The sequence below is a fragment of the Chitinophagaceae bacterium genome (genome assembly GCA_007695095.1).
Taxonomy (GTDB): domain Bacteria; phylum Bacteroidota; class Bacteroidia; order Chitinophagales; family REEL01; genus REEL01.
The window spans coordinates 1-26,453 of record REEL01000102.1; the positions used below are offsets into that span (position 1 = coordinate 1).

A 26,453-nucleotide genomic window follows, 5' to 3' on the forward strand; every position below is an offset into this window, starting at 1 on the left:
CTATTTAGTGTAGATACTATTGCAATAATTTTAATTGAATTAATAGATTAAACAAAAAAAGAGCCGGAAATTTTTCCGGCTCTTTTTTGTTATAAAGATTTTTAGAGCTTAAAAAGCTCCTTTTAAATCGACTACATTTCTGGTTAAGTCTTCCATTTCTTCTCTTTTTCTTATGAGGTGATCTTTGCCTTTGTAAACAAATACTTCAGCAGGTCTTAATCGGCTATTATAATTAGATGACATGGCAAATCCATAAGCTCCCGCATTCAAAAAAGCAAGAAAATCTCCTTCTCTGACTTCTTTTAATTTCCTGTCAGAAGCAAAAGTATCAGTTTCGCAAATGTAACCGGCTACTGTATATATACGGTCTTTTCCAATTGGGTTAGAAATATTGATTATTTGATGAAAGGCATTGTAAAACATGGGACGCAGCAAGTGATTAAATCCACTGTTAACACCTGCAAAAACAGTAGCCGTTGTATGTTTCACTACATTTGTTTGTACACAAAAGATACCGCTTTCACTTACTATATACTTACCGGGCTCAAACCATAATTCAAGCTCCCTGCCATATTCTGAGCAAAACTCCTTAAACCGTTTGCTTAGCTTTTTTCCTAATTCTTTAATATCTGTTGAAATATCGTCGTTTTTATAAGCTACTTTAAATCCACTCCCAAAATTCATGAACTCTAAGTCTTTAAAAGTTTTAGCAGCATCTAATAAAATCTCTGCACCCTGCAAGAAAACATTTACATCTAAAATGTCAGATCCGGTATGCATATGCAAACCATTAATCTTAATATTTGTGGATTTTGCAATTCTCTCTATGTGCCTTAACTGATAAATGCTGATTCCAAATTTAGAGTCAATGTGTCCGGTAGATATATTTGCATTACCTCCGGCCATAATATGCGGGTTTATGCGAACACAGACAGGAACACTGTCTCCATATTCACTTCCGAATTGTTCTAAAATAGAAAGATTGTCAATATTGATGATTACACCAAGTTCAACTGCTTGTTTGATTTCTTCAAATGAAACACAATTTGGGGTAAAAATAATATCCTCAGGAGCGTAGCCTGACTCCAATCCTAAAATCACTTCACCTATAGAAACAGTATCCAGACCGGCACCTAATTTTTGGATAAATTTTAATACATTGGGGTTTGTCAGGGCTTTACAGGCATATTTAAGTTTTAATTTTAAATCAGGGAAAGCGCTGTTTAACTCTTTATATCTTTTTTCAATTATGTTGCCATCATATATATAAACAGGTGTGCCATATTTTTGGCACATGTCTATCACCGGGACTCCACCGTGCAGGTAAAGGTTGTTTTTTAATTCCATTGTAATTTTTTTATCGGGCTGTAAAAATAAGTTTTGTAAGATTATTAGCAGAAAAAAAGAAAGTTAAGCGTTTAGTCATTTGTTTTTATGTTTGCTTTTTTGAGAGCAGCTGCCATACCATCTCTAGAAGGTACGTTTTTGACAATAAGTAAAACGGCAGGAATGCAAAAAAGTAAATACCAGTAACTTTGGGTTGACTTCAACAAATAAATATTTGCAATTATCACTATAGTAGATATTACATAGATTATTAATCGACTGTTATAATAATCATCCAGATGTAAGTCAATTGTTCTTTTTGTAGAAAAGCGTTTTAATAAGCGTTCGGAAACATAATGTGCTGCAAAAAGGAAACTCAGACTTAAAAAAGCAACTACAAAAATTCCGCTTTCTGAGGTGCCAACATATTTACCTGCGTTCATAAATGCCGGGAAATAGGTTTCGGCAAAGATAAATAATAGTCCAATGAACACGACTATGCACATAACACTTATGTAAAACACTATAAAAATAGTGGAGAATGTGTTTTCTAATAACTTAAAGGGATTGGATGATTTTTTCATAATATTGGGCAAAAATACTATTATTTACAAGATTTTGAAAACATCAACATAGGGATATTTGTATTATAAAGGCAACTATTAATTAATACATTTTAACAAAACGGCTAAGTAATGTTTATTATTAGTGCAAAAATTATTGACGGTCTAAGATGGAAATTGTAAGTTAAAAGCATTTTTCAGAAATGATTGGGTTGATTATACTTGTAGAAAAGTATTTTAAAACCTAATTTTACACCTCCAAAAACAAGAAATTATGGCAATACAAGAAAATTACAAAACGATATTAGACAATGCTTTAAAAGCAAATAAGGAAAGAGTATTCTATGCTCAATACCCTGAGCACCCTAAGGCTTATGGTGAAGATGCTACTAAAAAGGCGTTGGATAACTTCCAAAACATGCTGAATAAAAAGTTTACTACTTTAAAACAAGCTGAGGCCTCTGATTTTAAAGGAGAGGAAGTTTCCCCTTATACAAATGACCCTTTAAATGTAAGCTATCCGATTTATGATGCTGATGAGATAATTGGTCACACTCACAAAGCTTTTGAAAGTTGGAAAAAAGTATCTGTGGAAAAAAGATCGGAGGTTTTGATTCTTGCTTTAGAAAAAATTAAAGAAAAGTTTTTTGAAATTGCCTTTGCAACCATGCATACAACGGGTCAATCTTTTATGATGTCTTTTCAGGCGTCAGGGCCACATTCAGCTGACAGGGCGCTGGAAGCTATGGCAATGGGTTATCAGGAACTTTCCAGATTTCCTGAAGAATTGAACTGGAAAAAGCCAATGGGAAAATTTGATGTTGAGCTTAAAAAGAAGTTTAAGCCGGTTCCCAAAGGAATTGGTTTAGTGATTGGTTGCTCGACATTCCCGGTTTGGAATAGTGTCCCCGGCATTTTTGCCAACTTGATTACAGGCAACAGCGTAGTTGTGAAACCACATCCCGGTGCTGTATTACCTATAGCTATTGTAATTGCTGAAATACAATCTGCATTATCTGAAAAAGGCCTTGATCCTAACACTGTGTTTTTGGCAAGCGATACTAGCGGAAATTTGATTACTAAAGATTTGTGTGAAAGAAATGAGATTCATTTAATTGACTATACCGGCGGTCCGGGATTTGGTGATTATGTAGAAAACCTTAAAGGTAAAAGTATTTTTACGGAGAAAGCGGGTGTGAATTCCGTAATTCTTGACTCTGTAGCTAATTTAGATGAGGTGCTTCAGAATTTATCTTTTGCAGTTTCGCTTTATTCCGGTCAAATGTGTACAGCTCCGCAAAACTTTTTTATTCCTGAAACAGGCATTAATACAGCAGAGGGAAAAGTGGACTACAATACAGTAATTGAAAAGTTAAAAACCCAAATTAGTGGTTTGGCAAATCACCCCAAAATGGGTGCAGGAACATTAGGAGCTATACAAAACCCTGCAACACTTCAGCGTGTTAAAGAAGCAGAAAGCATGGGAGCAAAAGTTATTTTGAGTAGCAGCCCGGTAAAAAATGAAGAATTTCCAAATGCCAGAACGGTTTCTCCAATAATATTGGAAGTTTCAGAAGAGCAGATGGACATCTTTGCTCAGGAGCTTTTTGGTCCGATAATCGTAGTTGTAAAAACTAAAAATACGAATCGTTCTATAGAGTTAGCCAGAGATTTAGCCGGTCGTCAGGGTGCTATTACCTGTGCCGCTTACACAACAGATGATAAGGTAGCTGAGAAAATAGAAGCTGAGATGGAAAAAGTATTTGCTCCGGTTTCATTCAACTTTACAGGACCTATTTGGGTAAATCAGCATGCTGCCTTTTCAGATTTTCATGTAACAGGTGGTAATCCGGCAGGAAATGCTAGCTTTACAAATCCTGATTTTATAAACAGAAGATTTGTATGGGTTGGGCATCGTTATAAATCTTAATTGATAAAAATTAGTTGATAGGCTCAACTTTTTATAAAAATTTAAATATTTTAAACCTTTTTTTGAACCAAATTGATAACCCTTTGTTATTGACGTATAAAAAATTATTAAACATGAATACAATGAAACATTTTTCAGCAATTGCAATTCTCGCATTTTTATTTACAGCATGTGCTGAAGCTCCCAAGAGTGACCAGGCCGAAGTTGGCGATCGATTAGACTTACCGGATACTTCTTTAGAAGCCATGGTATTGAAAGTAGACACAGATAACAGCTATGTTAGCTGGATAGGTACTAAACCAACCGGATCTCATAATGGTACAATTAAAATCTCACACGGTAAAATGTCTATGGAAAATGATATTTTAGTTGGTGGTGACTTTACAATTGACATGAAAACACTTAAGGTATTGGACATGGACGAGGAGAATAATGCAAAATTAGGCGGACATTTGATGTCAGAAGACTTTTTTACTGTTGAAGAATTTCCAACAGCCAAGTTTGAATTGGTATCTACTACCCCTTTAACTGAAGAGCAAATTGCAAATATTGAACACGATGAGACTTCAATGGCGATTAGAGATGTTACTCATAGAGTTACGGGCAACTTAACAATGATGGATAAAACCAGAAGTGTAACTTTCCCTGCCAGAATTAACATTTCAAATGATCGTATGGAAGCTGTAGCAAATTTTAATATTGACAGAACGGATTGGGGAGTTACTTACGGAAGTGACCGCTCATTGGGAGATAACTTTATTCGCCCCACTGTAAACATCGGATTGAATATTAAAGCAGAGATTGAAGACGTAGTTGCTTCTAACTAATTTTTAATTATAGATATATGAAAGGTCGGCTGATATTCAGCCGGCCTTTTTTGTGTTCCGGAATACGGATATTGATTAGAGATAAAAAATGTAATATTTCGAAACTTTTTTCGGAGGTCGCCGTAAACATTGGCAACCGAATTTTTAACCGAAATAAAAGTTTATGAAAAAACTATTTACTCTCTTTAGCTTATCTGCAGTCTTATTATTTTTTAATGATGTTAAAGCACAAGAGGTTGGTTTTGGAGTGGGTACAAGTAATTACTTTGGAGATCTGGGCAGACAGGGTATGGGTAATTCTTATGTGAGTGATTTGTGGATAGAAGAAACCAAACCATCTTTTACTCTTTTTTACAGATATAGTTTTTTAGAAAGGTTTGCTGTCAAATCATCATTAAGTTTAGGATGGATTGGTGCAGATGATGCGCTTATTTCAGATGTTGAAAGAGGAGATGATGCATGGTTCAGACAATACAGAAATTTACATTTCAAATCACATATTTTTGAGTTAAGTGTTATGGGAGAAGTGAATATTTTGCCTTATGCACCGGGAAGCTACAGAGATAGATTTACACCTTATATAACCGGAGGCATTTCTGTTTTTCATTTTGATCCTAAGGCAGAGTATAATGGCGAATGGGTGAGATTACAACCTTTAGGTACGGAAGGTCAGAATACTCCTGAATATCCTGACAGACAAAAATACTCATTAATTCAGCCTGCTATTCCTTTGGGATTAGGTGTGAAGTACAATATAAATAACAATTTGATTTTAAACTTTGAGGTTGCACACCGATTTACATTTACAGATTATTTAGACGATGTTAGTTTAGATTATGTAGATAGAAGAGTGTTTGACAATAATTATGAAACAGAAAGAGCTGATATGATTTTTGCATTAAGTAACCGCTCAGGTGAAGTTGATGTGGAAGGAGTTGACAGAAATGTGACAGCTCCCGGACAACAAAGAGGAAATCCGGCTGGGAATGATGCTTTTGTTTTTACAACTATTTCTTTATCGTATTATTTCGGAAATCCGAATAACAATTTCACCGACCCGAGGATGATGAGAAGACATCGCCTTCGTTGGTAAAACTCGACTTTTTCATTGCGATTGTTTTTGGGTTTAAAGGGCTCTTTCATTTTTGAAAGAGCTCTTTTTTTATAAGGGATCTACATCTATGCTAATTTCAAATCGTTTGTCTCTGTATTGATGTTGAATTTCCTCAAAGTAAGCCTTTATATCTTTTTTAAGAGCTTCATTTATGGCCTGATTTTTAGGACTTTTAATGAGTAGGTTTTTTAAATATTTACCTTTAATTCTTTTGACAGGAGGATCGGCCGGACCTAAAACGTGTATGTTTTTATTTGAGGATAAAAAATAAGCCAGACGTTCACAAAATTTATTAAGCAGATGAACATTGCGGTGTTTGACAGTTAATTTTATCAGTCGGCAAAAAGGAGGATATAGAAAATCTTCTCTTGATATAAGCTCTTTTTCTACAAAATCTTCATATCTGTCCTCCTTAAGGTATTGCAAAATATAGTGCCCTGTTTTATAGGTTTGTATAATTACTTTGCCCTTTATCTTTTTTCTACCGGCTCTACCTGCTACCTGTACAAGAGTTTGAAAAGCTTTTTCTTCAGATCTGAATTCAGAAAATTGCCAAAGCTGGTCAGCTAATAATATACCGACAACTTCTACATTTTCAAAGTCAAGCCCTTTGGTAACCATTTGTGTTCCCACTAATACATCCGCTTCATTATCCCCGAATTTTTGTAAAATATTTGAACTCCCGTGTTTTTTTCTTGTAACATCCTGATCTAATCTGAGCGTTTTAACTCCTTTAAGATGAAGGCCCAAATCTTCTTCAATTCTTTCAGTGCCAAATCCTTTCAGGGATAAATTTTTACTGCCGCAATCAGGGCAGGAAACAGGCACAGCCGTTCTGTAATTGCAATAATGACATTGCATTTTTTCCTGCAGCTTATGGAAATTTAATGAAACATCACAATGTTTACATTCCGGAGACCATCCGCAGTCCATGCAATTTAGACTGGGTGCATACCCTCTTCGGTTTTGAAATATAATAGCCTGACGCTTATTGCTTATCGTTTTTTCTAATTCACGAACAAAAGTATCTGTGAAAGGGCTGTAAAATTGATTATTTTTGATACTATCCGGAATAGAAACTAATTGAATTTCAGGCATTTCTACACCTCCATACCGATTCAACAGCTTTATGCAGGTAAATTTGTTAAGTTTTGTATTGTAAAGACTTTCAATGGAAGGAGTAGCAGAGCCTAATAAAACAGGCGCTTTTAGCATAGAAGCTAATACCAAAGCAGCATCCCGGGTGTGATATCTTGGAGCCGGATCTTTCTGTTTAAATGAACTATCATGTTCTTCATCAATAATGATGATGCCCGGTTTTGTTATTGGTAGCCAGAGTGCTGAACGTGCGCCTATAATTAAAATAGGTTCACCGTTAATCAGTTTATACCAAATTTCTGTACGCTCATTCTCGTTAAACTTTGAATGATAAATAAAAAGCTTATCCCCAAAATGCTTTTTTAAACGAAAAACAATTTGTTGTGTAAGAGCTATTTCCGGTAGAAGATATAGTGCTTGTTTTCCCTGATCCAATTGCTCTCTGATCAGCTCAATGTAAACCTCCGTTTTGCCACTCCCGGTAACTCCAAATAAAAGTGCCGGTTTATCTTTTGCGAAAGAGTCTTTTATTTTTTTAAAAGCATCAGTTTGTTCCTCACTTAAGATTACCTCCTTTTCTGTGATATACTCCCCTTCAAAATCAAAACGGGAAACAATTTTCTCAATAGTTTTAATCAAACCTTTCTCTTCCATTTTTTTCAATGTTGAGAGGTCTGTATCGGCGCGTTTTAAAAGATCTTTTTGTTTTAATGGTAAAAATTTATCTTTTTGAGAGAGTAAAATCAATAAAATAGCTTCCTGTTTTGGAGCCCGGCTAAGACTATCCAACGCATCATGTAATAATTCTTCTTTGCTGAATTTCTCATCAAGGGAAATATATTTTTCAATTCTGGGCTTATACCTTTCCTTTAGTTTGGTATCTAAAATGATAGCATCTTTTTCCCGAAGTTTATTAAGAATGTTTAAAAAATGCTTTTTCCCTAGAATACTTTCAACAGATGAAAATTCAATATATTCATTATCAGCCAGAGCATCTAAAATCATATTTTCATCAACAGTAAACATTGTACTTTCTCCAATGAAATAAGGGTTTGCCCGAATTGTAGTTTCACTATCCAGCCTTAAACCGGCAGGTAAGGCGATTTTCATGACTTCTCCGGGCTCACAGGCATAATAATTCCAAATCCATTCCCAAAATTTAAGATATAGCTCAGGAACAACAGGAGCCTCATCCAAAATAGATAAAATTGATTTTACCTTTTTAAAATCCGGTCTTTGGAAATTTATATCAAAAACGATTCCCGCATATATTTTTTTTGCCCCAAATGGGACTTCTACCCTTGAGCCTTTTGAAATATAACTATTGAGTTCTATTGGTACAGCATAAGTGTACAAACCCGGAGCAGCAAGTGGTAATATTACCTTTGCATACATTTGCTGATTTATTTTTTCTCCGGAATTTTCCATTAGAGTTGAAGGCTTAGGTGATTATTTTTTCCCGTTCAAAAGGAATTGTCTCATCAAAAATATAGCGATAAGTGATGTGTACTTTAGTTATTTTGCCACCCAAATTTTCAGCAACCCGCATCATTTTAGGATTAAAATCTCCTATCCATGTCATTTGCATCTCTTCATATTTATTCCCTTTTTGGACGATTTTATCTGCTGCCATTATAATTCCGCCTTCGACTCCTTTTCCTTGAAATTCAGGTGTTACGCCAAAGACCATTCCAAAAATTTGTTTATTGGTACCCATTAATTTGTGGTATAAGTACTTAAGTTTTCCAATAAAATTCATTTTACCATTCACATATTTAAAATACTGATTGAGTTCCGGCAACATTAAAAAAACAGCTATAGGTTCTTCCTTATAATAGCCAAACCACATTAAATCTTCAACGATTACATCTTTCATACTGTTCATAAGACCAACGGCCTGCGATTCAGTCATTTTTTTAAATCCGGGATGATTTCCCCATGCTTTATTATAAACTGTAAGAAAATCTATGGCATACTTTTTAAGATTTTTCTTTTGAATATGCACAAAACGGTAGTTAGGATCATCTTTAAAAGTAGCGGCTCTTTTCATGTAAACTTCAGGCCTCGGATCGGCTACCTTAACTCCATAAGTAAACTGTTTGAAGTATAATTTAAAACCATAATTTTCAAACAATTTTTTATAATAAAGGGGGTTGTAATTCATCCCATACAGAGGTGGTGTGAAGCCTTCAACCAATAGCCCCCACCAGAAATTTCGTTCCCCAAAATTTATCGGACCGTCCATTGCATTAAGTCCTCTTTCTTCAAGCCATGTTTTGCATTTGTCGAAAAGGATATTTGCTGCATCCTGATTATCTATACAGTCAAAAAAGCCCATTCCGCCAACGGCTAATTTCCCTTTGGAAGGCTTTTCATTTGATACAAAAGCAGAGACTCTGCCTATATACTCGTTTTTTTCATCTAAAAGTAACCAACGTATAGCTTCGCCATTGCGAAATTTTTTGTTTTTCTTAGGGTTAAAAACGTTTTTTATATCGTCATCCAGAGGGCGAATATAATTGGGGTCATTTTTGTAGAAATTTACCGGAAACAACAAAAAATCTTCCTCGAGTTTTTTATTATTAACTTCTATTATCTGCATTTTGTTCGGATATTTTTGGGGTAAAAGTAAGAAATCAAAAGTAATAAAGAATTTGGCTCATGCCTAACAAGTTTAGTGTCAAATTTCTTGAGCAACTAAAATAAAACATTCATAATTATATTGTAACTGTTACCTTATGAAGTAAAGCTAAATATAATCAGCGAAAAAAATCAAAAAAGAAAAAGCGAAAAAAGGATTTTTTTTATAAAATATCCTTTTATGTATGTAAATTTGCGTCCGATTTTAAAAACGTAAAACACTGTTGATGGCAAACATAGGTAAAGTAAATCAAATAATTGGTCCGGTATTAGATATTAGCTTTGATGGAGAGGGAAACAAGCTTCCTGAAATCTTAACAGCATTGGAAGTTACTAAAGATGACGGACAAAAAGTGGTACTGGAAGTTCAACAACACTTAGGTGAAAACAGGGTTCGTGCTATTGCAATGGATTCTACTGAAGGACTTCGCCGTGGTATGGATGTCATTGACCAGGGCAGGCAAATAACTATGCCGGTCGGGGACGAGATAAAGGGTAGATTATTTAACGTAACGGGTAATGCTATCGATGGAATAAATGAGGTCGAAACGAAAACCAGACGTTCAATTCACAGTAAGCCACCGGTTTTTGAAAATTTATCTACTGAAGAAGAAGTTTTATACACCGGAATCAAGGTAATTGATCTTATTGAGCCTTATGCTAAAGGTGGAAAGATTGGTTTGTTTGGGGGAGCCGGAGTAGGTAAAACGGTTTTGATACAGGAGTTAATTAATAATATTGCCAAAGCATATTCCGGGTTATCTGTATTTGCGGGAGTTGGAGAGCGTACAAGAGAAGGTAATGATTTGTTGAGAGAGATGGTAGAGTCCGGAATTGTTAACTACGGAGAAGGATTTTTAGAGTCTATGGAAAAAGGTGGTTGGGATTTAGATAAAGTGGATGTTGAAAAGCTAAAAGAATCTAAAGCAACTTTCGTTTTCGGACAGATGAATGAGCCACCGGGAGCTAGAGCAAGAGTTGCACTTTCCGGTTTAACATTAGCTGAATATTTTAGAGATGGAGATGAAGGAGATGCAGGTGGAAAAGACATTCTTTTCTTTATTGATAACATTTTCCGATTCACTCAGGCAGGTTCTGAGGTTTCTGCATTACTTGGCCGTATGCCTTCAGCAGTTGGTTATCAGCCAACGCTTGCTACAGAGATGGGGTTAATGCAGGAAAGGATTACTTCAACAAAAAGAGGTTCAATCACATCAGTGCAGGCTGTTTACGTACCTGCGGATGATTTAACTGACCCGGCGCCGGCAACAACTTTTGCCCACCTTGATGCAACCACAGTACTTAGTCGTAAAATTGCTGAGTTAGGTATTTATCCTGCTGTTGATCCTTTGGATTCTTCTTCCAGAATTTTATCACCGGATATTGTAGGACATGAACATTATAATACAGCACAAAGAGTAATTCAAACACTTCAAAGATATAAAGACCTTCAGGAAATTATTGCGATTTTGGGTATGGAGGAGTTGTCAGAAGAAGACAGAATGGTTGTTTATCGTGCTCGTAAAGTTCAGCGTTTCCTTTCTCAGCCTTTCTTTGTAGCGGAACAGTTTACAGGATTAAAAGGTGTGTTAGTGCCAATAGAAGATACAATCAAAGGTTTTAACATGATTATGGATGGCGAGTGTGATGAGTATCCGGAAGCAGCTTTCAACCTTGTTGGATCAATTGAAGAAGCTATAGAAAAAGGTAAAAAACTACTGGAGCAACAGTAATATCAGTTTTAAGCTGATTTAAATAAGAAAAATAATATTAAGTATATGAAATTACAAGTGTTAACACCCGATAAAGTTATCTTCGAAGGAGAGTCTAAAGGAGTTCAGCTTCCGGGAATTAACGGCTCGTTTGAAATACTTGAAAATCACGCTCCAATTATTTCTGCATTGGCTCATGGAAAAGTTAGAATAACGAAAGCCGATGGTTCTGTTGAAAACTTATTGATAAAAGGTGGGATAGTAGACTGCCTTAAGAATAAAGTAATAGTACTTATTGAAGGAATTCAGGAAAAGAAAGACGAATCAAATAAATAAACTACATTGATTTTATGCTTGTCAATGTAATCTGTCCAAAGAGTAAATAAATCCGGTTTAATGATTTTTTCTCAAAAAAATGCAATTAAATAGTTCATATAGAAAAAATTAATTATGCCGAAGTGCTTCTCTGAATATGTTTATGTAAAAAACCTTTATTTAAAAGAAAAATATTGAATAATCACTTGATTTATTTTGCTTTTTTCTTGATTAAATTGATAAGTATATCTTAAATTTGCTCAAATTTTACAATTCTGTGACAATAGAGTTAAAGTACGCATAGATATGAAAATTAAAAAAATAATAGCTTCAATCATTTTTGCCGCCTTGATAACCGGTAATTTATTTTTGTTGAACGCTAACGCTCAGGATGGAGCAATGGACCCTACGGAGGAATCTGTATATGAGGAGTTTGAGTCTGCAGAAGAACCTGCAGAGGAATTTGCTGATGCTGAGATAGGGCCTGACATAGAGCACGGGAGACGTTTGTTTTCCAGTCAGTGTGCCAGTTGTCATGGCATTAACAGAGCTTTAATAGGACCCAAAATGTATGGGTCAGAAGACAATTGGGAAAACAGAGATGATTTATATCGCTGGGTGCGTAATTCTCAGGAATTAATAAGAGAAGGGCACCCCTATGCTGTACAGATTTTTGAAGAGTGGAATCGTTCTGTGATGCCTGCTTTTCCATTGTTGTCGAATGATGATATAGATGCTATTTTTGCCTATGTTGAACATGAGGCCACTTATGTTCCTGATGATGTAGCGCTTGATATAGACTTAATAGGTGTGCCTGCTGATGATGCCTTCACAACTACCTTTTTGATAGTACTTGTTATAGTACTGATTTTCACTTCTTTAATTCTTTATAGAATTACGATTGTACTTGACCGTCTTGCAAAAGAAAAAGAAGGTGAGCCAATCCCTGTGCCGGTTCCATTCTATAAAAGTAAAAAGCTAGCGGTGACTATCGGATTGGTTGTTATTATCTTTTTAGGATACAATGTGGTCGATGGGGCTATAAATTTAGGTCGTCAGCAAGGATACGCACCAACACAGCCAATTAAATTTTCTCATGCATTACATGCCGGAGTTCATCAGATAGATTGTCAATATTGTCATGGTGGTGCAGCGAAAGGCAAGCATGCAAACATACCTGATGTAAGTCTTTGTATGAACTGTCACGCAGCAATAAAAGAAGGGCCGGAATATGGCGAAACTGAAATTGCAAAATTGATAGAGTATTGGGAAACAGGAACGCCCATTAAATGGGTAAGAATTCACAATTTGCCGGATCACGTATATTTTAATCATGCTCAGCATGTGAATGTTGCAGGACTTGATTGTCAAAGTTGTCACGGACCGGTTGAAGAAATGGACGTATTGTATCAGCATGCCAGCTTATCTATGGGTTGGTGTATTGATTGTCATAGAACATATGATGCCGATTTTCAGAATAATGAATATTATGAGATATATGAAAGGTATCACCAGGAATTAAAATCAGGAGATAGAACAAGAGTAACTGTCGAGCAGATTGGTGGAACAGATTGTCAGTCTTGTCATTATTAATTTGTTAAATAAAGTTAAGTATTACCCATGGTAAAAGCTTCTAAAAAATATTGGAAAAGCCTTGATGAGCTAAATCAAACACCGGAATTTGTTGAACAACAAAAAAATGAATTTCCTCAGGAGTTAGAGGTGAATCCCGGTGATGATAAAAAAGATTTGTCTGAAGTTCAGGGCGGAAGAAGAGATTTTCTAAAAGTACTAGGTTTTAGTGTTACAGCGGCTACTATTGCGGCCAGTTGCGAAATGCCTGTAAGAAAATCAATTCCCTATTTGGTAAAACCGGAGGAGATAACACCCGGTATCGCAAATTATTACGCTTCATCTTATGTAGATGGAGGTGAATATTGCGGTGTTTTGGTGAAAACCAGAGAAGGAAGACCTATCAAAATTGAAGGGAACACTTTAAATCCTATTACAAAAGGAAATACATCAGCCAGAGTACAGGCTTCAGTTTTGAATTTGTATGATGGTCACAGACTTCAGTATCCTATGAAAAATGGTGAAAAAACCGATTGGGAGACTGTTGATGGTGAAATTTTAAACTTACTAGAGCAAGCAGCTGCGGCTAATAATCAGGTGGCTATTTTATCCTCCTCAATCATTAGCCCTTCACTTAAGAAAGCAGCTGCAAAGCTGATGGAGAAATATGGGAATATTAAGCATGTAACTTATGACGCTAATTCAGTTAGCGGTCTTTTAGATGCAAATGAAGCTACTTTTGGTAAAAGAGTGGTTCCTCATTATGATTTTGAAAAGGCAGATATTATAGTAAGTATTGGAGCAGATTTTCTGGGTAACTGGATTTCTCCCTCTGAATATTCGAATGCTTATGTTCAAAGAAGAAAAGTATCTAAAGATAATTTGAACATGAACAGGCATATTCAGGTTGAAGCCGGTATGTCACTTGCAGGGGCAAATGCAGACACAAGAGTTATTGTAAAGCCTTCTGAAGAAGCTGCTTTTATACTTCATTTATACAATGCTTTAGCAAGAAAATCAGGAAATGCCACTTTATCAAACCTTCCAACATTAAATGTTTCTGACAAAGCTCAGTCAATTGCCGATGAACTATGGGCAAAAAGAGGTGGTTCATTAGTAGTTTCAGGTATAAATAATAAAGATGTTCAACTAATTGTAAATGCAATTAACAGCATTCTTAATAATTATAACTCAACTATATCAATATCTAAAGGTACTGAATTGAGACAGGGGAGCGATGAAGCTTTGGATGGATTAATATCAGAATTAGAATCTGGCCAAGTTAATGGAATAATAATTTTAGACTCCAACCCGGTTTATGATACCAGATATGGAAAAAGATTTGAAGCAGCCATAGATAATCTTGAATTATCGGTTTATATGGGAGAGTATCCCGATGAGACAAATGCTGTTTCTACTTATACTTGTCCGGTACACAATTATCTGGAAGCATGGAATGATGCTCAGCCGAGAAATGGGGTTTTTGCATTGGGGCAACCAACGATTGAGCCACTGTTTAAAACAAGACACGCAGGGGAGTCCTTTTTGAAATGGGCCGGTGAAGAGCAGAACATGTATGATTTTATTCGCAAAAATTGGCAAGAAAATATTTTCCCAATGCAGGAAGTTCATTCCAGCTTCAATACATTTTGGGATGTATCTCTTCACAATGGTTTTGCAAAAGTAGATATCCCTGAAAGGCCGGAAGAGCTTAGCACAGATAGCCCACAAATAGATGTTCAGTCTGCTGCCGGAAATGTTAGAAATGTAGAAAGTGGTGATTTAGAGATTTTCTTCTATGAAAAAGTAGGTATTGGCAGAGGAAAGTTTGCCAATAATCCATGGTTACAAGAATTACCTGATCCAATTTCAAAAGTTACCTGGGATAATTACGCTACTGTTTCTCCAAAATTTGCTAAAGAAAATGGCTTTGGTCAAAGTCAGTATCAAAGAGATACAAAGCAATTTAAATTAATGGAGATAACACTTGATAATGAAACTCTAAAGTTGCCTGTGTTTATTCAGCCGGGACAGGCAGACAATACTATCGGATTAGCTTTAGGATACGGAAGAAAAAAATCAGGAAAAGCCGGAACTGATGTGGGGGTGAATGTATATCCATTTGTAAATTTTGATGGAAAGAATTTTAATTATTACCGCACGGATGCTCGATTTGAAGGTGTTTCCGGTATTTATAAATTAGCATCTACTCAGGATCATCACAGTTTGTTTGATGGTTTGAATGAAAGACCAATAGCAAAGGAAACAACACTTGAAGAGTATGCAAAAAACCCTAAAGCCGGAAATGAAGACAGAGATTTTGTATTGGATCACTTACATTCATTATATCCGGGGCACGAATTTAACGGACATCATTGGGGACTTGCAATAGACTTGAACTCTTGCATAGGTTGTGGAGCCTGTGCAGTTGCATGTCAGGCCGAAAATAATGTACCTGTTGTCGGAAGAGATGAGGTAGCCAATTCAAGAGAAATGCATTGGATTCGGATTGACAGATATTACACAGGTGAAGCCGATAATCCGGCTGTGGTTTTCCAGCCGATGATGTGTCAGCATTGTGATAATGCACCTTGTGAAAATGTATGTCCTGTTGCTGCAACACCTCACAGCATGGAAGGATTAAATCAAATGGCTTATAACAGATGTATTGGTACTAGATACTGTGCGAATAACTGTCCATATAAAGTAAGAAGATTCAACTGGTTTGATTATCAGAATGCGGATAGTTTCACTAAAGGCACTATTTTCGATAATGTTCAGGATGAGTTGGGAATGACTGAAGATTTAACCAGAATGGTTTTAAATCCTGATGTTACTGTTAGAGCAAGAGGAGTGATGGAAAAATGTTCATTCTGTGTACAAAGAATACAGGAAGGAAAGCTAAACGCTAAGAAAGATAGAAGAAAATTGGAAGACGGAGATATAAAAACAGCTTGTCAAACAGCTTGTGCAAGTAATGCCATCGTTTTTGGGGATTTAAATAATCCTGAATCAATGGTAGCGAAAGTAGATTTAGATGAGCGGACATTTAAAGTTATTGAAGAGATTCATACTTTACCTTCCGTCTCATACAAGACAAAAGTTAGAAACAGAAGTTCAAGAGAAGTATAAATTTATAATATCTAAATTTTTTTAAATGGCAATGTACGAATCACCCATAAGAGAGCCATTAATAACGGGAAAGAAAGATTATCATCAGATAACGGAGGATATTAGTCGTTCTACTGAAGGAGTTCCACCTCTGTCCTGGTTTGCATTAATGGGAGTAACATCTTTACTAACCCTGGTTGGATTAGTAGCAATGGGTTATACCATATTTATTGGAATTGGTGCCTGGGGGTTGAATAAAACAATTGGCTGGGCATGGGATATTACAAACTTTGTTTGGTGGATAGGTATTGGTCATGCCGGTACTCTTATATCTGCTGTATTATTACTTTTCAGACAAAAATGGAGAACAGGTATTAACCGCTCAGCAGAGGCAATGACAATCTTTGCTGTTACTTGTGCCGGTTTATTTCCTGCTATTCACATGGGAAGACCCTGGCTTGCATTCTTTATTTTTCCCTATCCCAATACTAGGGGACCTTTGTGGGTAAACTTTAACTCCCCTCTATTATGGGATGTTTTTGCAATAAGTACTTACGCTACAGTATCTATTTTATTCTGGTACTCCGGTTTATTGCCCGATCTTGCAACACTAAGAGATCGTTCTAAATCCAGTATCAGAAAATCTATTTATAATGCATTAAGCTTTGGTTGGACCGGTTCAGCAAAGCATTGGCAAAGATTCGAATCATTATCATTGGTATTAGCCGGTTTAGCTACACCATTAGTACTTTCTGTACATACAATTGTAAGCTTTGACTTCGCAACTTCGGTTATTCCGGGTTGGCATACAACGATTTTTCCTCCATATTTCGTAGCCGGTGCTATTTTCTCGGGTTTTGCAATGGTACTAACCCTAATGTTAATTACCAGAAAAGTGTTGAAGCTTGAGGATTACATTACCGTGGCTCACGTAGAGTCCATGAATAAAATTATTCTACTTACGGGTTCAATTGTTGGTATAGCCTATATAACAGAGTTATTTGTGGCCTGGTATTCAGGGTTTATATATGAACAGTACGCTTTTTATAACAGAGCCTTGGGGCCATACCTTTGGGCTTACTGGATAATGATGACTTGTAATGTTATCAGCCCTCAGTTTTTCTGGGTAAAAAAGTTCAGAAGAAATTTGTACTTCACATTCGTTTTGTCAATATTGATAAACATCGGTATGTGGTTTGAGCGATTTGTGATTATTGTTACATCATTACACAGAGATTATTTACCAAGTAGCTGGACATACTTCACCCCAACATGGATAGAAGTCGCTATATACTTAGGTACTATAGGCATGTTCCTGACATTGTTTTTACTCTTTGCACGAACCTTGCCGGTTGTTGCAATAGCAGAGGTTAAATCAATTTTTAAAACTTCCAGCGAAACAATGAAAAATAAGCAAAAAGAAAAATTAGCAGAATCAGAAACAACTACAAACACTTAATCATGGATAAATACATCGTAGGGTTATTCAAAGATGAGGAAATTTTGATGGATGCCGTCAAAGAGGTTAGAACAGCCGGCGTTATCATTGATGATGTGCAAACACCTTTTCCTGTTCACGGACTGGATGAGGTTATGGGACTAAAAGAATCTAACCTTCATACGGCCGGCTTTTATGGTGGATTGACAGGAGCTGCTATTGCATTTGGTTTTATGACTTGGGTAAATACATCCAGTTATCCGCTGAATATTGGTGGTAAGCCTTTCTTCTCAGTTCCTTCATTTATTCCTATTACATTTGAGTTGACGATATTACTGGCTTCGTTTGCTATATTTTTTGGATTTTTGATTCGTTGCGGGCTTTATCCCGGAAAGCAACCTAAAATTTTTGATAAAAGAATTACTGATGACATGTTTGCCATGATTTTCAAAGTAAATGAAAATACAACAACAGAAGAAGAAGCAAAAATCAGAAATTTGTTAACAGATAATGGAGTAGCTGAAATTAATGTTATTGATTTTGACGAAGAAGACGAATAATTTAAAAATAATTAGAGATGAGGTTTAATCTTTTTATAACAGTTTGCCTGACAATCATTATGATTTCATGTAGCAATGATCCGGAAAAGCCGGGTAGAATATTTATGCCTGATATGGTTTATCACCGCTCATATCAGCCCTATGCTCCCAGCCCTGTTTTTGATGACTCACTTTCTTCAAGAATGCCTGTGCATGGAACTATTCCATTTGGAGCATTACCGCAAGATCCGGATGTTCAAACAAATGAAAATATGTTAATTTCTTTCAGATATCACCACTATATTCCAAACACTGAAGAGGGATATGAAATGGCCGGAGAAATGTTGGAAAATCCTTATCATTTAACAGAAGAAATTATTAGCAAAGGGAAACGATTATATGCTATAAATTGTGCTGTTTGCCATGGAGATGATGGTGGGGGAGTTGGTCCAATTGTAGAAAATGGAGCTTATCCTCAAGTGCCTTCTTTTCAGGATAGATTACCATTAATAACTGAAGGGCAGATGTTTCATTCCATAACTTACGGAAGGAATTTAATGGGGCCATATGCAGGACAAGTAACACCTGAAGAAAGATGGGCACTTATTTATTATATTCAGCAATTGGCAGGAACCGGTCCTTTTATGGATGAGGGTACAGAAGAAGAAACTGAAGCTGAGATTATTATCACAGCCGAATTATAAATTAATAATTAATCTGCTAGGAAATGACAGAAACATTTAACTTTTCAGACAAAGCGAAAAAGATATTATTAGGACTCATTGCTATTGGTATATTGGGACTCATTTTGGGTTTTGTTTTATATAGCGATAACAACAGAGTATGGGCGAATTTACTTCTAAACGGGTATTACTTTTTAGGCATTACCCTTGCCGCAATATTCTTTGTTTCCGTACACCAGGTAGGGTATTCAGGGTGGCATGTTCTTATTAAGAGAATTCCGGAAGCTATGGGAGCTTTTATTCCTTTTGCCAGTGCAGTTATCCTATTAATAGTTATTGGTACGGCAGCAGGTTTCCATACCTTGTATGAATGGGCAGTTCCCGGAGTTACGGATCCTAATTCTGATAATTATGACAGCATTATTGCGGGTAAAGCTCCGTATTTAAATATTCCATTCTTCACAATTCGTATTGTTATTTATATCATTTTATGGATTGCCTTAATCACATTTATCAGAAAACTTTCTCAAAAAGAAGATTTAGTAGGAGTTTCTATTTATGGCAAATCAAAGTTGTATGCTACTTTATTTCTTGTGGTGTTTGCCATAACATCTTCTACTATGTCTTGGGATCTGGTAATGTCAATTGATTCTCATTGGTACAGTACTCTTTTTGGATGGTTAAACTTTTCAAGTTATTTAGTGGCCAGTGTCGCTATTATGATACTTATATTGATTTATTTAAAATCAAGAGGTTATATGTCTGCGGTGAATGAGAATCATTTACATGATTTAGGTAAGTATCTGTTTGGTTTCAGTATTTTTTATACCTATCTGTGGTTTTCACAGTATCTTTTGATATGGTATGGAAATATTCCTGAGGCTACTTATTATTACTATTACAGGTTTAAAACTCCTTTCTTCCAGATTTTGTTTTTTGCTTCATTAATTATAAACTTTATCTTGCCTTTCTTTGTTCTTATGACAAGAAAATCAAAGAGGAGAGTCAATGTATTGGCTTTCGTTTCTATCATGCTCTTGATTGGACACTGGATAGGCTTCTATTTTATGATAATGCCGGGTACTGTAGGACCGGAAGCAAGTATTGGAATAGTTGAAATATTTATGGCTATCGGATTTTTTGCAGCGTTCTTCTTTATTGCGCTCAGGGCACTTACGACTACTTCTCTATTGCCTGTGAATAACCCTTATGTTAAAGAAAGTTTAAAGCATCATACTTAAAATTTAAAGTGAAATAAAATACATGTCATGATAGAAGTAATTGGAATTATAGCATTATTAATCATTTTTTTAATAGTAATCCAGATAGCACGCACATCTGAATTGGTAAGTGTTATTCGTGGAGATGGCGAGACAACTCACTCAACTAATAAAATTAATGCATATTTGATGCTCGTAGTAATGGTTGTTGGTCTCTTAGGAATTATAGGTTCTGTGTTTTATTATAAAGATGGATTTTTACCTGTATCTGCATCTGAGCACGGAGTTTGGATTGATTCTATGTTTAACTGGACTTTATTTTTTACCGGTATAGTTTTTTTGATTACACAGATTATATTGTTTTATTTTGCTTTTAAATACAGATCAACTAAAAAGACAAAAGCATTTTATTATCCTGAAAATAATAAACTTGAATTGTTATGGACAGCTGTTCCTGCCGTTGTTTTGACCTTCTTAGTTGTAATGGGATTGGAAAGTTGGTTTAAAATTTTCAGCCCTGTACCTGATGATCACCATGTTGTTGAGGTTACCGGCTATCAGTTTGGTTGGAATGTTCGCTATCCGGGTTTGGATGGTGAATTGGGGAAAAATTCAATCAGAGATATAGAAGGTAGCAACATTTTGGGGATTGATTGGACTGATGAAGCTAGTCACGATGATATTTTAGCGTCAGAAATACATTTACCTGTAGACAAGCCTGTTTTATTTAAATTAGGCTCCAAAGATGTTTTACATAGCTTTTTCTTACCTCACTTCAGAGTGAAAATGGATTGTGTTCCGGGTATTCCAACCCAATTTTGGTTTACGCCTACTATAACAACAGAGGAAATGCGTGAAATTACCGGTAATCCTGACTTTGATTATATACTTGCTTGCGCTGAACTATGCGGAGCCGGTCACTATAATATGGGTTTAACGGTTATAGTTGGAACTCAAGAGGAACATGACGAATGGGTTAGCAGTCAAAGACCTTTATATGAAATTCTTAACATCGCAGAGCAAATGGAAGAGAAAACTGAATCAGATGAAGAACCCGCTACTGAAATTTCTTCTGATGAAGAAGTAGAAGTTAAAGATTTAATAAGCGCTTTATAAAATTTAAGAGATGGATTCAACAAAAACAAATGTACAGGAACATGAATTAAATGTTCATTCTCATGGAGACCATCATGAGCATCATGAAGATAATTTTATAACAAAGTATATCTTCAGTACAGATCATAAAATGATAGCAAAACAATTTTTGGTAACAGGGATTATCTGGGCAATTATTGGTGCTTTACTATCTGTATTTTTTAGATTTCAATTGGGATGGCCGGATCAGTCTTTCCCTTTTTTAGAAACATTATTGGGCAGATGGGCTGAAGGTGGAGTAATTAGCCCTGATTTTTATTACGCATTGATCACGATGCACGGTACTATTTTGGTTTTTTTCGTACTTACAGCCGGATTGAGTGGTACATTTAGCAATTTTCTAATTCCACTGCAAATTGGTGCAAGAGATATGGCTTCTCCGGTAATGAATATGCTTTCTTACTGGATCTTCTTTATAGCAAGTGTTGTAATGTTTTCTTCTTTGTTCGTTCAAACAGGACCTTTCTCAGGAGGCTGGACTGCTTATCCTCCATTGTCTGCTTTACCACAAGCTTCCCAAGGTTCCGGAATCGGAATGGACTTATGGCTAATAAGTATGGCGCTCTTTATAGTCTCAGTAGCTATGGGTGGATTAAATTATATAGCTACCGTAATTAATATGCGTACCAAAGGTATGAGCATGTATAAAATGCCACTAACAATTTGGGCATTTTTCCTTACAGCAGTAATCGGATTGTTATCATTCCCGGTTCTGTTGGCAGCAGCTTTATTATTGATTTTTGACCGGTCACTGGGAACAAGTTTTTATCTTTCAGATATATATATTGGAGGAGAATTGCTAACTCATGCAGGTGGTAGTCCAATATTGTTTCAACATTTATTTTGGTTTTTGGGACACCCTGAAGTTTACATAATTATATTGCCTGCTATGGGTATAGTTTCTGAAGTTTTGGCTGTTCATGCCAGAAAACCTATTTTTGGATACAAGGCAATGATTCTTTCCATGTTAGGTATAACTGTTCTAGGCTTTGTCGTTTGGGCACACCACATGTTTGTTTCAGGCCTTAATCCATTTGTTGGCTCTGTATTCGTATTAGTTACTTTATTAATTGCAGTACCTTCAGCTATTAAAGTTTTTAACTGGCTGACAACCTTGTGGAGGGGTAATATAAATTTTACAAGTCCTATGTTGTTTTCGATAGGTTTTGTATCCTTATTTATATCAGGCGGATTAACCGGTATATTTTTAGGTAACTCTACGATTGATATTCAACTTCATGATACTTACTTTGTCGTTGCGCATTTTCATATTGTAATGGGAGTTGCTGCATTTTTTGGTTTGTTTGCCGGTGTTTATCACTGGTACCCGAAGATGTTTGGACGTTTTATGAATAACTCACTTTCGTATATTCACTTTTATGTTACCCTTATAGGTTCATATTTTATATTCTGGCCAATGCACTATATGGGTATGACAGGTGTTCCTAGAAGGTATTATTCATTTGAGCCGTTTGATGCTTTTAATATTTATCAAGGAACAAACCAAATGATAAGTATTGTGACGATTATAGTATTTCTGGCCCAAATTTTATTTGTTGTAAATTTCTTTTATAGTATGTACAGAGGTAGAAAGGTGAAAACGAAAAATCCTTGGAAAGCAACTACACTTGAGTGGACTACCCCAATAAACCCGGGTCATGGAAACTGGGAAGGAAAAATTCCAGAAGTTCATCGTTGGGCTTATGATTACAGTAAAAATGGAAGAGATTTTGTAATGCAGGATGAGCCGTTGTCTGAGGAAGAGAAGAATGAAGTTCATACTGCTTAAAGCTGATTTAATACCTATTTGAGATGAAAGAAAGTACAAAGGAATTATCGCTAGAACTGGCAATACAGTTTGTCTATCAAAGGCTGATGGATTATACTATGATGACTAAAATGCGTTTGACTAGTTCTGTAGTATTATCTTCAATTATTGGGTATCTGTTTGCCGGGGGAAGTTTTAGTTTTCAAATTGTTTGGTTCATTATAGCCGGGTTTTTAGTAACAGCTTCGGCAAATTCAATCAATCAAATTTTGGAGAAGGATTTGGATCGGTTGATGAACAGAACAAAAAACAGACCATTGCCTACAGGTAGGTTGTCTGTTCCGGAGTCAACCTTATTTGCAGGTTTAACCGGAGTAGCAGGACTGACTTTACTATATGTATTATTTAGTCCATTAGCCGGAATGCTAGGCGCCCTTTCTCTTTTTTCTTATGCATTTATATATACACCACTAAAACGTTTAACACCTTTTGCTGTATTTGTAGGTGCTATACCGGGTGCTTTACCTCCATTAATTGGATGGGCAGCAGTAAGTGGAGAACTTACTATAGTGGCTTGGACTCTTTTTTTCATTCAATTTGTTTGGCAAATGCCTCATTTTTGGGCTATCGCTTGGGTAGCTGATGAGGATTATAAAAAAGCCGGTTTTAACTTATTACCAACTACTGAAGGTAAAGGTATATCGACAGCAATTATGATATTAATATATAATGTATTTTTACTTTTAATCAGCATTTTGCCAATAATACTTTTTAACCTGAATTTGTTTTTTATAATACCGATTGTTATTTGCAATATCTTTTTTGTAAAGCAAGCAATAGATTTATATAAAAAACCGGAAGATGCTTTGGCTAAAAAGTTAATGTTTGGCTCTTTTGGGTATTTACCGGTAGTAATGTTATTACTTTATTTTTCAAGTATTTTATAAATGGTAGGAAGCGCATCAAATACAATATCCGGAGAAAGTCCTCGCAAAGGCGGCTTTGTCGTACATCCTAAAAAGTTTGCTCTATGGGTTTCTTTTGCAAGTTTGTCTATGATGTTTGCCGGATTAACGAGTGCTTACATTGTTAGAAAAGGAATGGGCAACTGGACAGAATTTCCTTTGCCTAGTGCATTTACATACTCTACTATAGTTATTATTTTGAGCAGTCTGACTATGTATTGGGCATTTCGTGCTTTTCGTTCAGAGCAATTATATCAATACAGAATTGCATTATTATCAACCTTTTTCTTAGGTTCTCTATTTGCTTATTTTCAATTGATGGGTTGGGGGGCTATGCAAAATATGGGCATAATGCTTCAGGGAAACCCCTCAGGTTCATTTATATACGTTATTAGTTTGGCGCATTTAGCCCATTTAGCAGGGGGTATGATATTTTTATTGGCAGCTATATTCAGATCTTTTTTCGTTTTTAAGAATCCTGCCAATATGTTGATATATATAGTTGACGAAAATAAAAAGGTAAGAATTGAATTATTGGCTTCTTACTGGCATTATGTTGATTTTTTGTGGTTATATTTGTTTATATTTTTTCTATTAAATCATTTGTAAAAATTAGTTCATGTCTGCAACAGAGAATACTGTAAAGCAAGAAATAAAAGAAGAAAAAAACTTATGGGACGGTGGTAGGTCGCCGTTTAAAGCAAGTTATGGGAAGATAATGATGTGGTATTTCTTAATAAGTGATACCTTCTCATTTGCCGGACTACTTCTTGCTTATGCGGCAATCCGCTTAAGTGCTGTAAGTTGGCCGGATCCTCACTACGTATTTACTGCTTTCCCGGGTATGGGTGATATTTCTCTCCCATTAATGTTTGTAAGTTTGATGACTTTCATACTTATTCTTAGTAGTGTAACGATGGTTAGGGCTGTTCAGGAAGGTGTTCAATTGAACAAATCCGGAGTAGTTAAGTGGCTCAGTTTCACAATTATTGGAGGTATTCTATTTTTATTATGTCAGGCCTGGGAGTGGTCTCACATGATTAATGCTGAATTGCCTACAACTATATATGAAAATCCATTTGGTGCTGCTGCCGGAAGATTGGGCGAAGCGGGAAGCGGAAATGTAAATTTTGGACAATTCTTTTTTGTCATCACCGGTTTCCATGGAATGCACGTGTTAGTAGGCGTTTTAATTAATTCATTCGTTTTAGTTAACGTATTAAATGATAAATATCAAAAATTAGGAAACTACGAAATAGTTGAAAAGGTAGGATTATACTGGCACTTTGTAGATTTAGTGTGGGTATTTGTATTCCTCGCTTTTTATCTAATCTAGTAAACTGTAAAACTTTATAAAATGGAATATCAGGAACAAGAACATCAATTACCAATGAAGGAAGAGGAGTACAAGCATCATGTGAATGCAGTATGGGTTACTACCGCATATCTTTCTGTTATCACTATAGTTGAAGTGGCAGTAGCTTTACTTTATGTGGCTGTGCTTTTCCCGGATGCGGGTGCCTCAAGATTACCATTGACAATATTTGTAACCATAGCTACCATAGCTAAAGGCTATTATATTATGAATGTATTTATGCACTTAAAATATGAAAAGTCGGCAATGGTCTTAACTATAGTTTTACCATTTATCTTTTTAGTTTATGCAATTATCGCATTTGGACTTGACGGCTATAGCTGGAACTTACTTAGAAATTTCTGGTATGATTAAGTTCAATAGAGAATGCGCAAAATGTCTTTAAAAAATGCAATAGCTCTCTTCATGGCTATTGTAATGCCATTGATTTTTTATTTTATTGTTTCTTCAATACTTAATAAACAATCCAGTGACTTCGAAATAAGAACATTACCTACTTTTTACGAAGAACCTATCCGTGATTTTACTTTATACTCTCATGTGGGAGACACTATTAACAGAGATTCATTAAAAGGTAAAATCGTAATAAGTGAATTCTTTTTCACTACCTGCCCGGGTATTTGTCCGGTAATGATTGGTCAGATGCTCCGCGTTCAGGATTTTCTGTTAAATCATCCCGGTCTCAGACAACAATATCAAATTTTGTCCATTACAGTGGACCCTACTAATGACAGCATTAGTAGATTAAAAGAATATGCAACTGAGAATAAAGTTGACGGGTCTCTTTGGTGGATGCTAACAGGTGATAAAGAAGAAATTTATGATTTAGCCAGAAATCATTATTATGTGACCGCAATGGAAGACCCAAGTGGTGAAAGTCAAGATGGATTTTTTATACACAGCGATCGCTTTATCCTAAAAGATAAAAAAGGTTTTATAAGAGGTTATTACAGAGGTACTGACTCACTTGAAGTAACGAATTTAATGGATGACATTCTTCAGCTTGAAATAGAATACGAAAAAGAAATGATTAGAGATAGAAAAGTGGAAGTTCGTGTTACAGAAGATAATTGAACGAACCCCCGTTTTTTTTGTTCTTAAT

Annotated in this window: 22 protein-coding genes; 18 read left to right on the plus strand and 4 right to left on the minus strand. The window is 35.7% G+C overall.

From position 1 onward, the window contains the following. Positions 1–108: 108 nt before the first annotated feature. Together lysA and EA412_06350 are read right to left on the minus strand one after the other, a co-directional pair. Complete coding sequence (gene lysA / locus EA412_06345) at positions 109–1,347, minus strand: diaminopimelate decarboxylase (protein TVR79415.1); 1,239 nt, start codon at positions 1,345–1,347, stop codon at positions 109–111. A 71-nt stretch (positions 1,348–1,418) separates the two neighbouring features. After that, on the minus strand, positions 1,419–1,820 hold the full coding sequence (locus EA412_06350) for a hypothetical protein (protein TVR79416.1): 402 nt from the start codon (positions 1,818–1,820) through the stop codon (positions 1,419–1,421). Positions 1,821–2,163: 343 nt separating this feature from the next. On the opposite strand from EA412_06350, the gene paaN reads away from it, so the two are divergent. The 3 genes from paaN to EA412_06365 all read left to right on the plus strand — a co-directional run bounded on the left by paaN (position 2,164) and on the right by EA412_06365 (position 5,739). Further along, positions 2,164–3,819 carry a phenylacetic acid degradation protein PaaN gene (gene paaN / locus EA412_06355; GenBank protein ID TVR79417.1) on the plus strand — a complete coding sequence of 552 codons (1,656 nt, stop codon included), beginning with the start codon at positions 2,164–2,166 and terminating at the stop codon, positions 3,817–3,819. A 14-nt stretch (positions 3,820–3,833) separates the two neighbouring features. After that, positions 3,834–4,646 (plus strand): YceI family protein, encoded by an 813-nt coding sequence (locus EA412_06360; GenBank protein TVR79418.1) that lies wholly within the window; start codon positions 3,834–3,836, stop codon positions 4,644–4,646. A 163-nt stretch (positions 4,647–4,809) separates the two neighbouring features. Then, the gene (locus EA412_06365; GenBank protein ID TVR79419.1) at positions 4,810–5,739 is read left to right on the plus strand and encodes a hypothetical protein; all 930 of its coding nucleotides are present in this window, start codon (positions 4,810–4,812) and stop codon (positions 5,737–5,739) included. A gap of 69 nt (positions 5,740–5,808) precedes the next feature. On the opposite strand, the gene priA is transcribed toward EA412_06365, so the two are convergent. Continuing rightward, positions 5,809–8,286, minus strand: coding sequence for a primosomal protein N' (gene priA, locus EA412_06370; GenBank protein TVR79420.1), 2,478 nt, complete (start codon positions 8,284–8,286; stop codon positions 5,809–5,811). A 13-nt stretch (positions 8,287–8,299) separates the two neighbouring features. Continuing rightward, positions 8,300–9,460 (minus strand): hypothetical protein, encoded by a 1,161-nt coding sequence (locus EA412_06375; GenBank protein ID TVR79421.1) that lies wholly within the window; start codon positions 9,458–9,460, stop codon positions 8,300–8,302. Between the two features lie 265 nt (positions 9,461–9,725). Between EA412_06375 and EA412_06380 the strand changes: the two genes are divergently transcribed. The 15 genes from EA412_06380 to EA412_06450 all read left to right on the plus strand — a co-directional run bounded on the left by EA412_06380 (position 9,726) and on the right by EA412_06450 (position 26,425). After that, on the plus strand, positions 9,726–11,231 hold the full coding sequence (locus EA412_06380) for a F0F1 ATP synthase subunit beta (protein ID TVR79422.1): 1,506 nt from the start codon (positions 9,726–9,728) through the stop codon (positions 11,229–11,231). A 45-nt stretch (positions 11,232–11,276) separates the two neighbouring features. Next, a complete protein-coding gene (atpC, locus tag EA412_06385; GenBank protein TVR79423.1) occupies positions 11,277–11,546 on the plus strand; it encodes an ATP synthase F1 subunit epsilon in 270 nt (89 codons plus the stop codon). Between the two features lie 285 nt (positions 11,547–11,831). Then, complete coding sequence (locus tag EA412_06390; GenBank protein ID TVR79424.1) at positions 11,832–13,118, plus strand: cytochrome C; 1,287 nt, start codon at positions 11,832–11,834, stop codon at positions 13,116–13,118. A gap of 27 nt (positions 13,119–13,145) precedes the next feature. After that, positions 13,146–16,229: a 4Fe-4S dicluster domain-containing protein gene (locus tag EA412_06395; GenBank protein TVR79425.1), complete on the plus strand. Its 3,084-nt coding sequence runs from the start codon at positions 13,146–13,148 to the stop codon at positions 16,227–16,229. A 25-nt stretch (positions 16,230–16,254) separates the two neighbouring features. Next, the gene (locus EA412_06400; protein TVR79426.1) at positions 16,255–17,667 is read left to right on the plus strand and encodes a hydrogenase; all 1,413 of its coding nucleotides are present in this window, start codon (positions 16,255–16,257) and stop codon (positions 17,665–17,667) included. Positions 17,668–17,669: 2 nt separating this feature from the next. Continuing rightward, a complete protein-coding gene (locus EA412_06405; GenBank protein ID TVR79427.1) occupies positions 17,670–18,206 on the plus strand; it encodes a DUF3341 domain-containing protein in 537 nt (178 codons plus the stop codon). 17 nt (positions 18,207–18,223) lie between these two features. Further along, on the plus strand, positions 18,224–18,889 hold the full coding sequence (locus EA412_06410; GenBank protein ID TVR79428.1) for a cytochrome c: 666 nt from the start codon (positions 18,224–18,226) through the stop codon (positions 18,887–18,889). Between the two features lie 23 nt (positions 18,890–18,912). Next, positions 18,913–20,109 (plus strand): quinol:cytochrome C oxidoreductase, encoded by a 1,197-nt coding sequence (locus EA412_06415; GenBank protein ID TVR79429.1) that lies wholly within the window; start codon positions 18,913–18,915, stop codon positions 20,107–20,109. A 27-nt stretch (positions 20,110–20,136) separates the two neighbouring features. Continuing rightward, the gene (locus EA412_06420; protein ID TVR79430.1) at positions 20,137–21,204 is read left to right on the plus strand and encodes a cytochrome c oxidase subunit II; all 1,068 of its coding nucleotides are present in this window, start codon (positions 20,137–20,139) and stop codon (positions 21,202–21,204) included. Between the two features lie 10 nt (positions 21,205–21,214). Next, the gene (locus EA412_06425) at positions 21,215–23,032 is read left to right on the plus strand and encodes a cytochrome c oxidase subunit I (protein ID TVR79431.1); all 1,818 of its coding nucleotides are present in this window, start codon (positions 21,215–21,217) and stop codon (positions 23,030–23,032) included. Positions 23,033–23,055: 23 nt separating this feature from the next. Further along, the gene (cyoE, locus tag EA412_06430) at positions 23,056–23,958 is read left to right on the plus strand and encodes a protoheme IX farnesyltransferase (GenBank protein ID TVR79432.1); all 903 of its coding nucleotides are present in this window, start codon (positions 23,056–23,058) and stop codon (positions 23,956–23,958) included. After that, the gene (locus EA412_06435; GenBank protein ID TVR79433.1) at positions 23,959–24,585 is read left to right on the plus strand and encodes a hypothetical protein; all 627 of its coding nucleotides are present in this window, start codon (positions 23,959–23,961) and stop codon (positions 24,583–24,585) included. Positions 24,586–24,595: 10 nt separating this feature from the next. Beyond that, positions 24,596–25,312: a cytochrome oxidase subunit III gene (locus EA412_06440; protein ID TVR79434.1), complete on the plus strand. Its 717-nt coding sequence runs from the start codon at positions 24,596–24,598 to the stop codon at positions 25,310–25,312. Between the two features lie 21 nt (positions 25,313–25,333). Continuing rightward, positions 25,334–25,705 (plus strand): hypothetical protein, encoded by a 372-nt coding sequence (locus tag EA412_06445; GenBank protein TVR79435.1) that lies wholly within the window; start codon positions 25,334–25,336, stop codon positions 25,703–25,705. Between the two features lie 12 nt (positions 25,706–25,717). Beyond that, complete coding sequence (locus EA412_06450) at positions 25,718–26,425, plus strand: SCO family protein (GenBank protein TVR79436.1); 708 nt, start codon at positions 25,718–25,720, stop codon at positions 26,423–26,425. Positions 26,426–26,453: the final 28 nt, after the last annotated feature.

Bases quoted from the DNA above. Each gene is read 5' to 3' on its own strand.
- lysA (TVR79415.1), bottom strand. From the start codon at position 1,347: ATGGAATTAAAAAACAACCTTTACCTGCACGGTGGAGTCCCGGTGATA.
- EA412_06440 (TVR79434.1), top strand. From the start codon at position 24,596: ATGTCTGCAACAGAGAATACTGTAAAGCAAGAAATAAAAGAAGAAAAA.
- EA412_06435 (TVR79433.1), top strand. From the start codon at position 23,959: ATGGTAGGAAGCGCATCAAATACAATATCCGGAGAAAGTCCTCGCAAA.
- EA412_06415 (TVR79429.1), top strand. From the start codon at position 18,913: ATGACAGAAACATTTAACTTTTCAGACAAAGCGAAAAAGATATTATTA.
- cyoE (TVR79432.1), top strand. From the start codon at position 23,056: ATGAAAGAAAGTACAAAGGAATTATCGCTAGAACTGGCAATACAGTTT.
- EA412_06420 (TVR79430.1), top strand. From the start codon at position 20,137: ATGATAGAAGTAATTGGAATTATAGCATTATTAATCATTTTTTTAATA.
- EA412_06365 (TVR79419.1), top strand. From the start codon at position 4,810: ATGAAAAAACTATTTACTCTCTTTAGCTTATCTGCAGTCTTATTATTT.
- EA412_06425 (TVR79431.1), top strand. From the start codon at position 21,215: ATGGATTCAACAAAAACAAATGTACAGGAACATGAATTAAATGTTCAT.
- priA (TVR79420.1), bottom strand. From the start codon at position 8,286: ATGGAAAATTCCGGAGAAAAAATAAATCAGCAAATGTATGCAAAGGTA.
- EA412_06400 (TVR79426.1), top strand. From the start codon at position 16,255: ATGGCAATGTACGAATCACCCATAAGAGAGCCATTAATAACGGGAAAG.
- EA412_06450 (TVR79436.1), top strand. From the start codon at position 25,718: ATGCGCAAAATGTCTTTAAAAAATGCAATAGCTCTCTTCATGGCTATT.
- EA412_06410 (TVR79428.1), top strand. From the start codon at position 18,224: ATGAGGTTTAATCTTTTTATAACAGTTTGCCTGACAATCATTATGATT.
- atpC (TVR79423.1), top strand. From the start codon at position 11,277: ATGAAATTACAAGTGTTAACACCCGATAAAGTTATCTTCGAAGGAGAG.
- paaN (TVR79417.1), top strand. From the start codon at position 2,164: ATGGCAATACAAGAAAATTACAAAACGATATTAGACAATGCTTTAAAA.
- EA412_06380 (TVR79422.1), top strand. From the start codon at position 9,726: ATGGCAAACATAGGTAAAGTAAATCAAATAATTGGTCCGGTATTAGAT.
- EA412_06390 (TVR79424.1), top strand. From the start codon at position 11,832: ATGAAAATTAAAAAAATAATAGCTTCAATCATTTTTGCCGCCTTGATA.
- EA412_06405 (TVR79427.1), top strand. From the start codon at position 17,670: ATGGATAAATACATCGTAGGGTTATTCAAAGATGAGGAAATTTTGATG.
- EA412_06395 (TVR79425.1), top strand. From the start codon at position 13,146: ATGGTAAAAGCTTCTAAAAAATATTGGAAAAGCCTTGATGAGCTAAAT.
- EA412_06445 (TVR79435.1), top strand. From the start codon at position 25,334: ATGGAATATCAGGAACAAGAACATCAATTACCAATGAAGGAAGAGGAG.
- EA412_06375 (TVR79421.1), bottom strand. From the start codon at position 9,460: ATGCAGATAATAGAAGTTAATAATAAAAAACTCGAGGAAGATTTTTTG.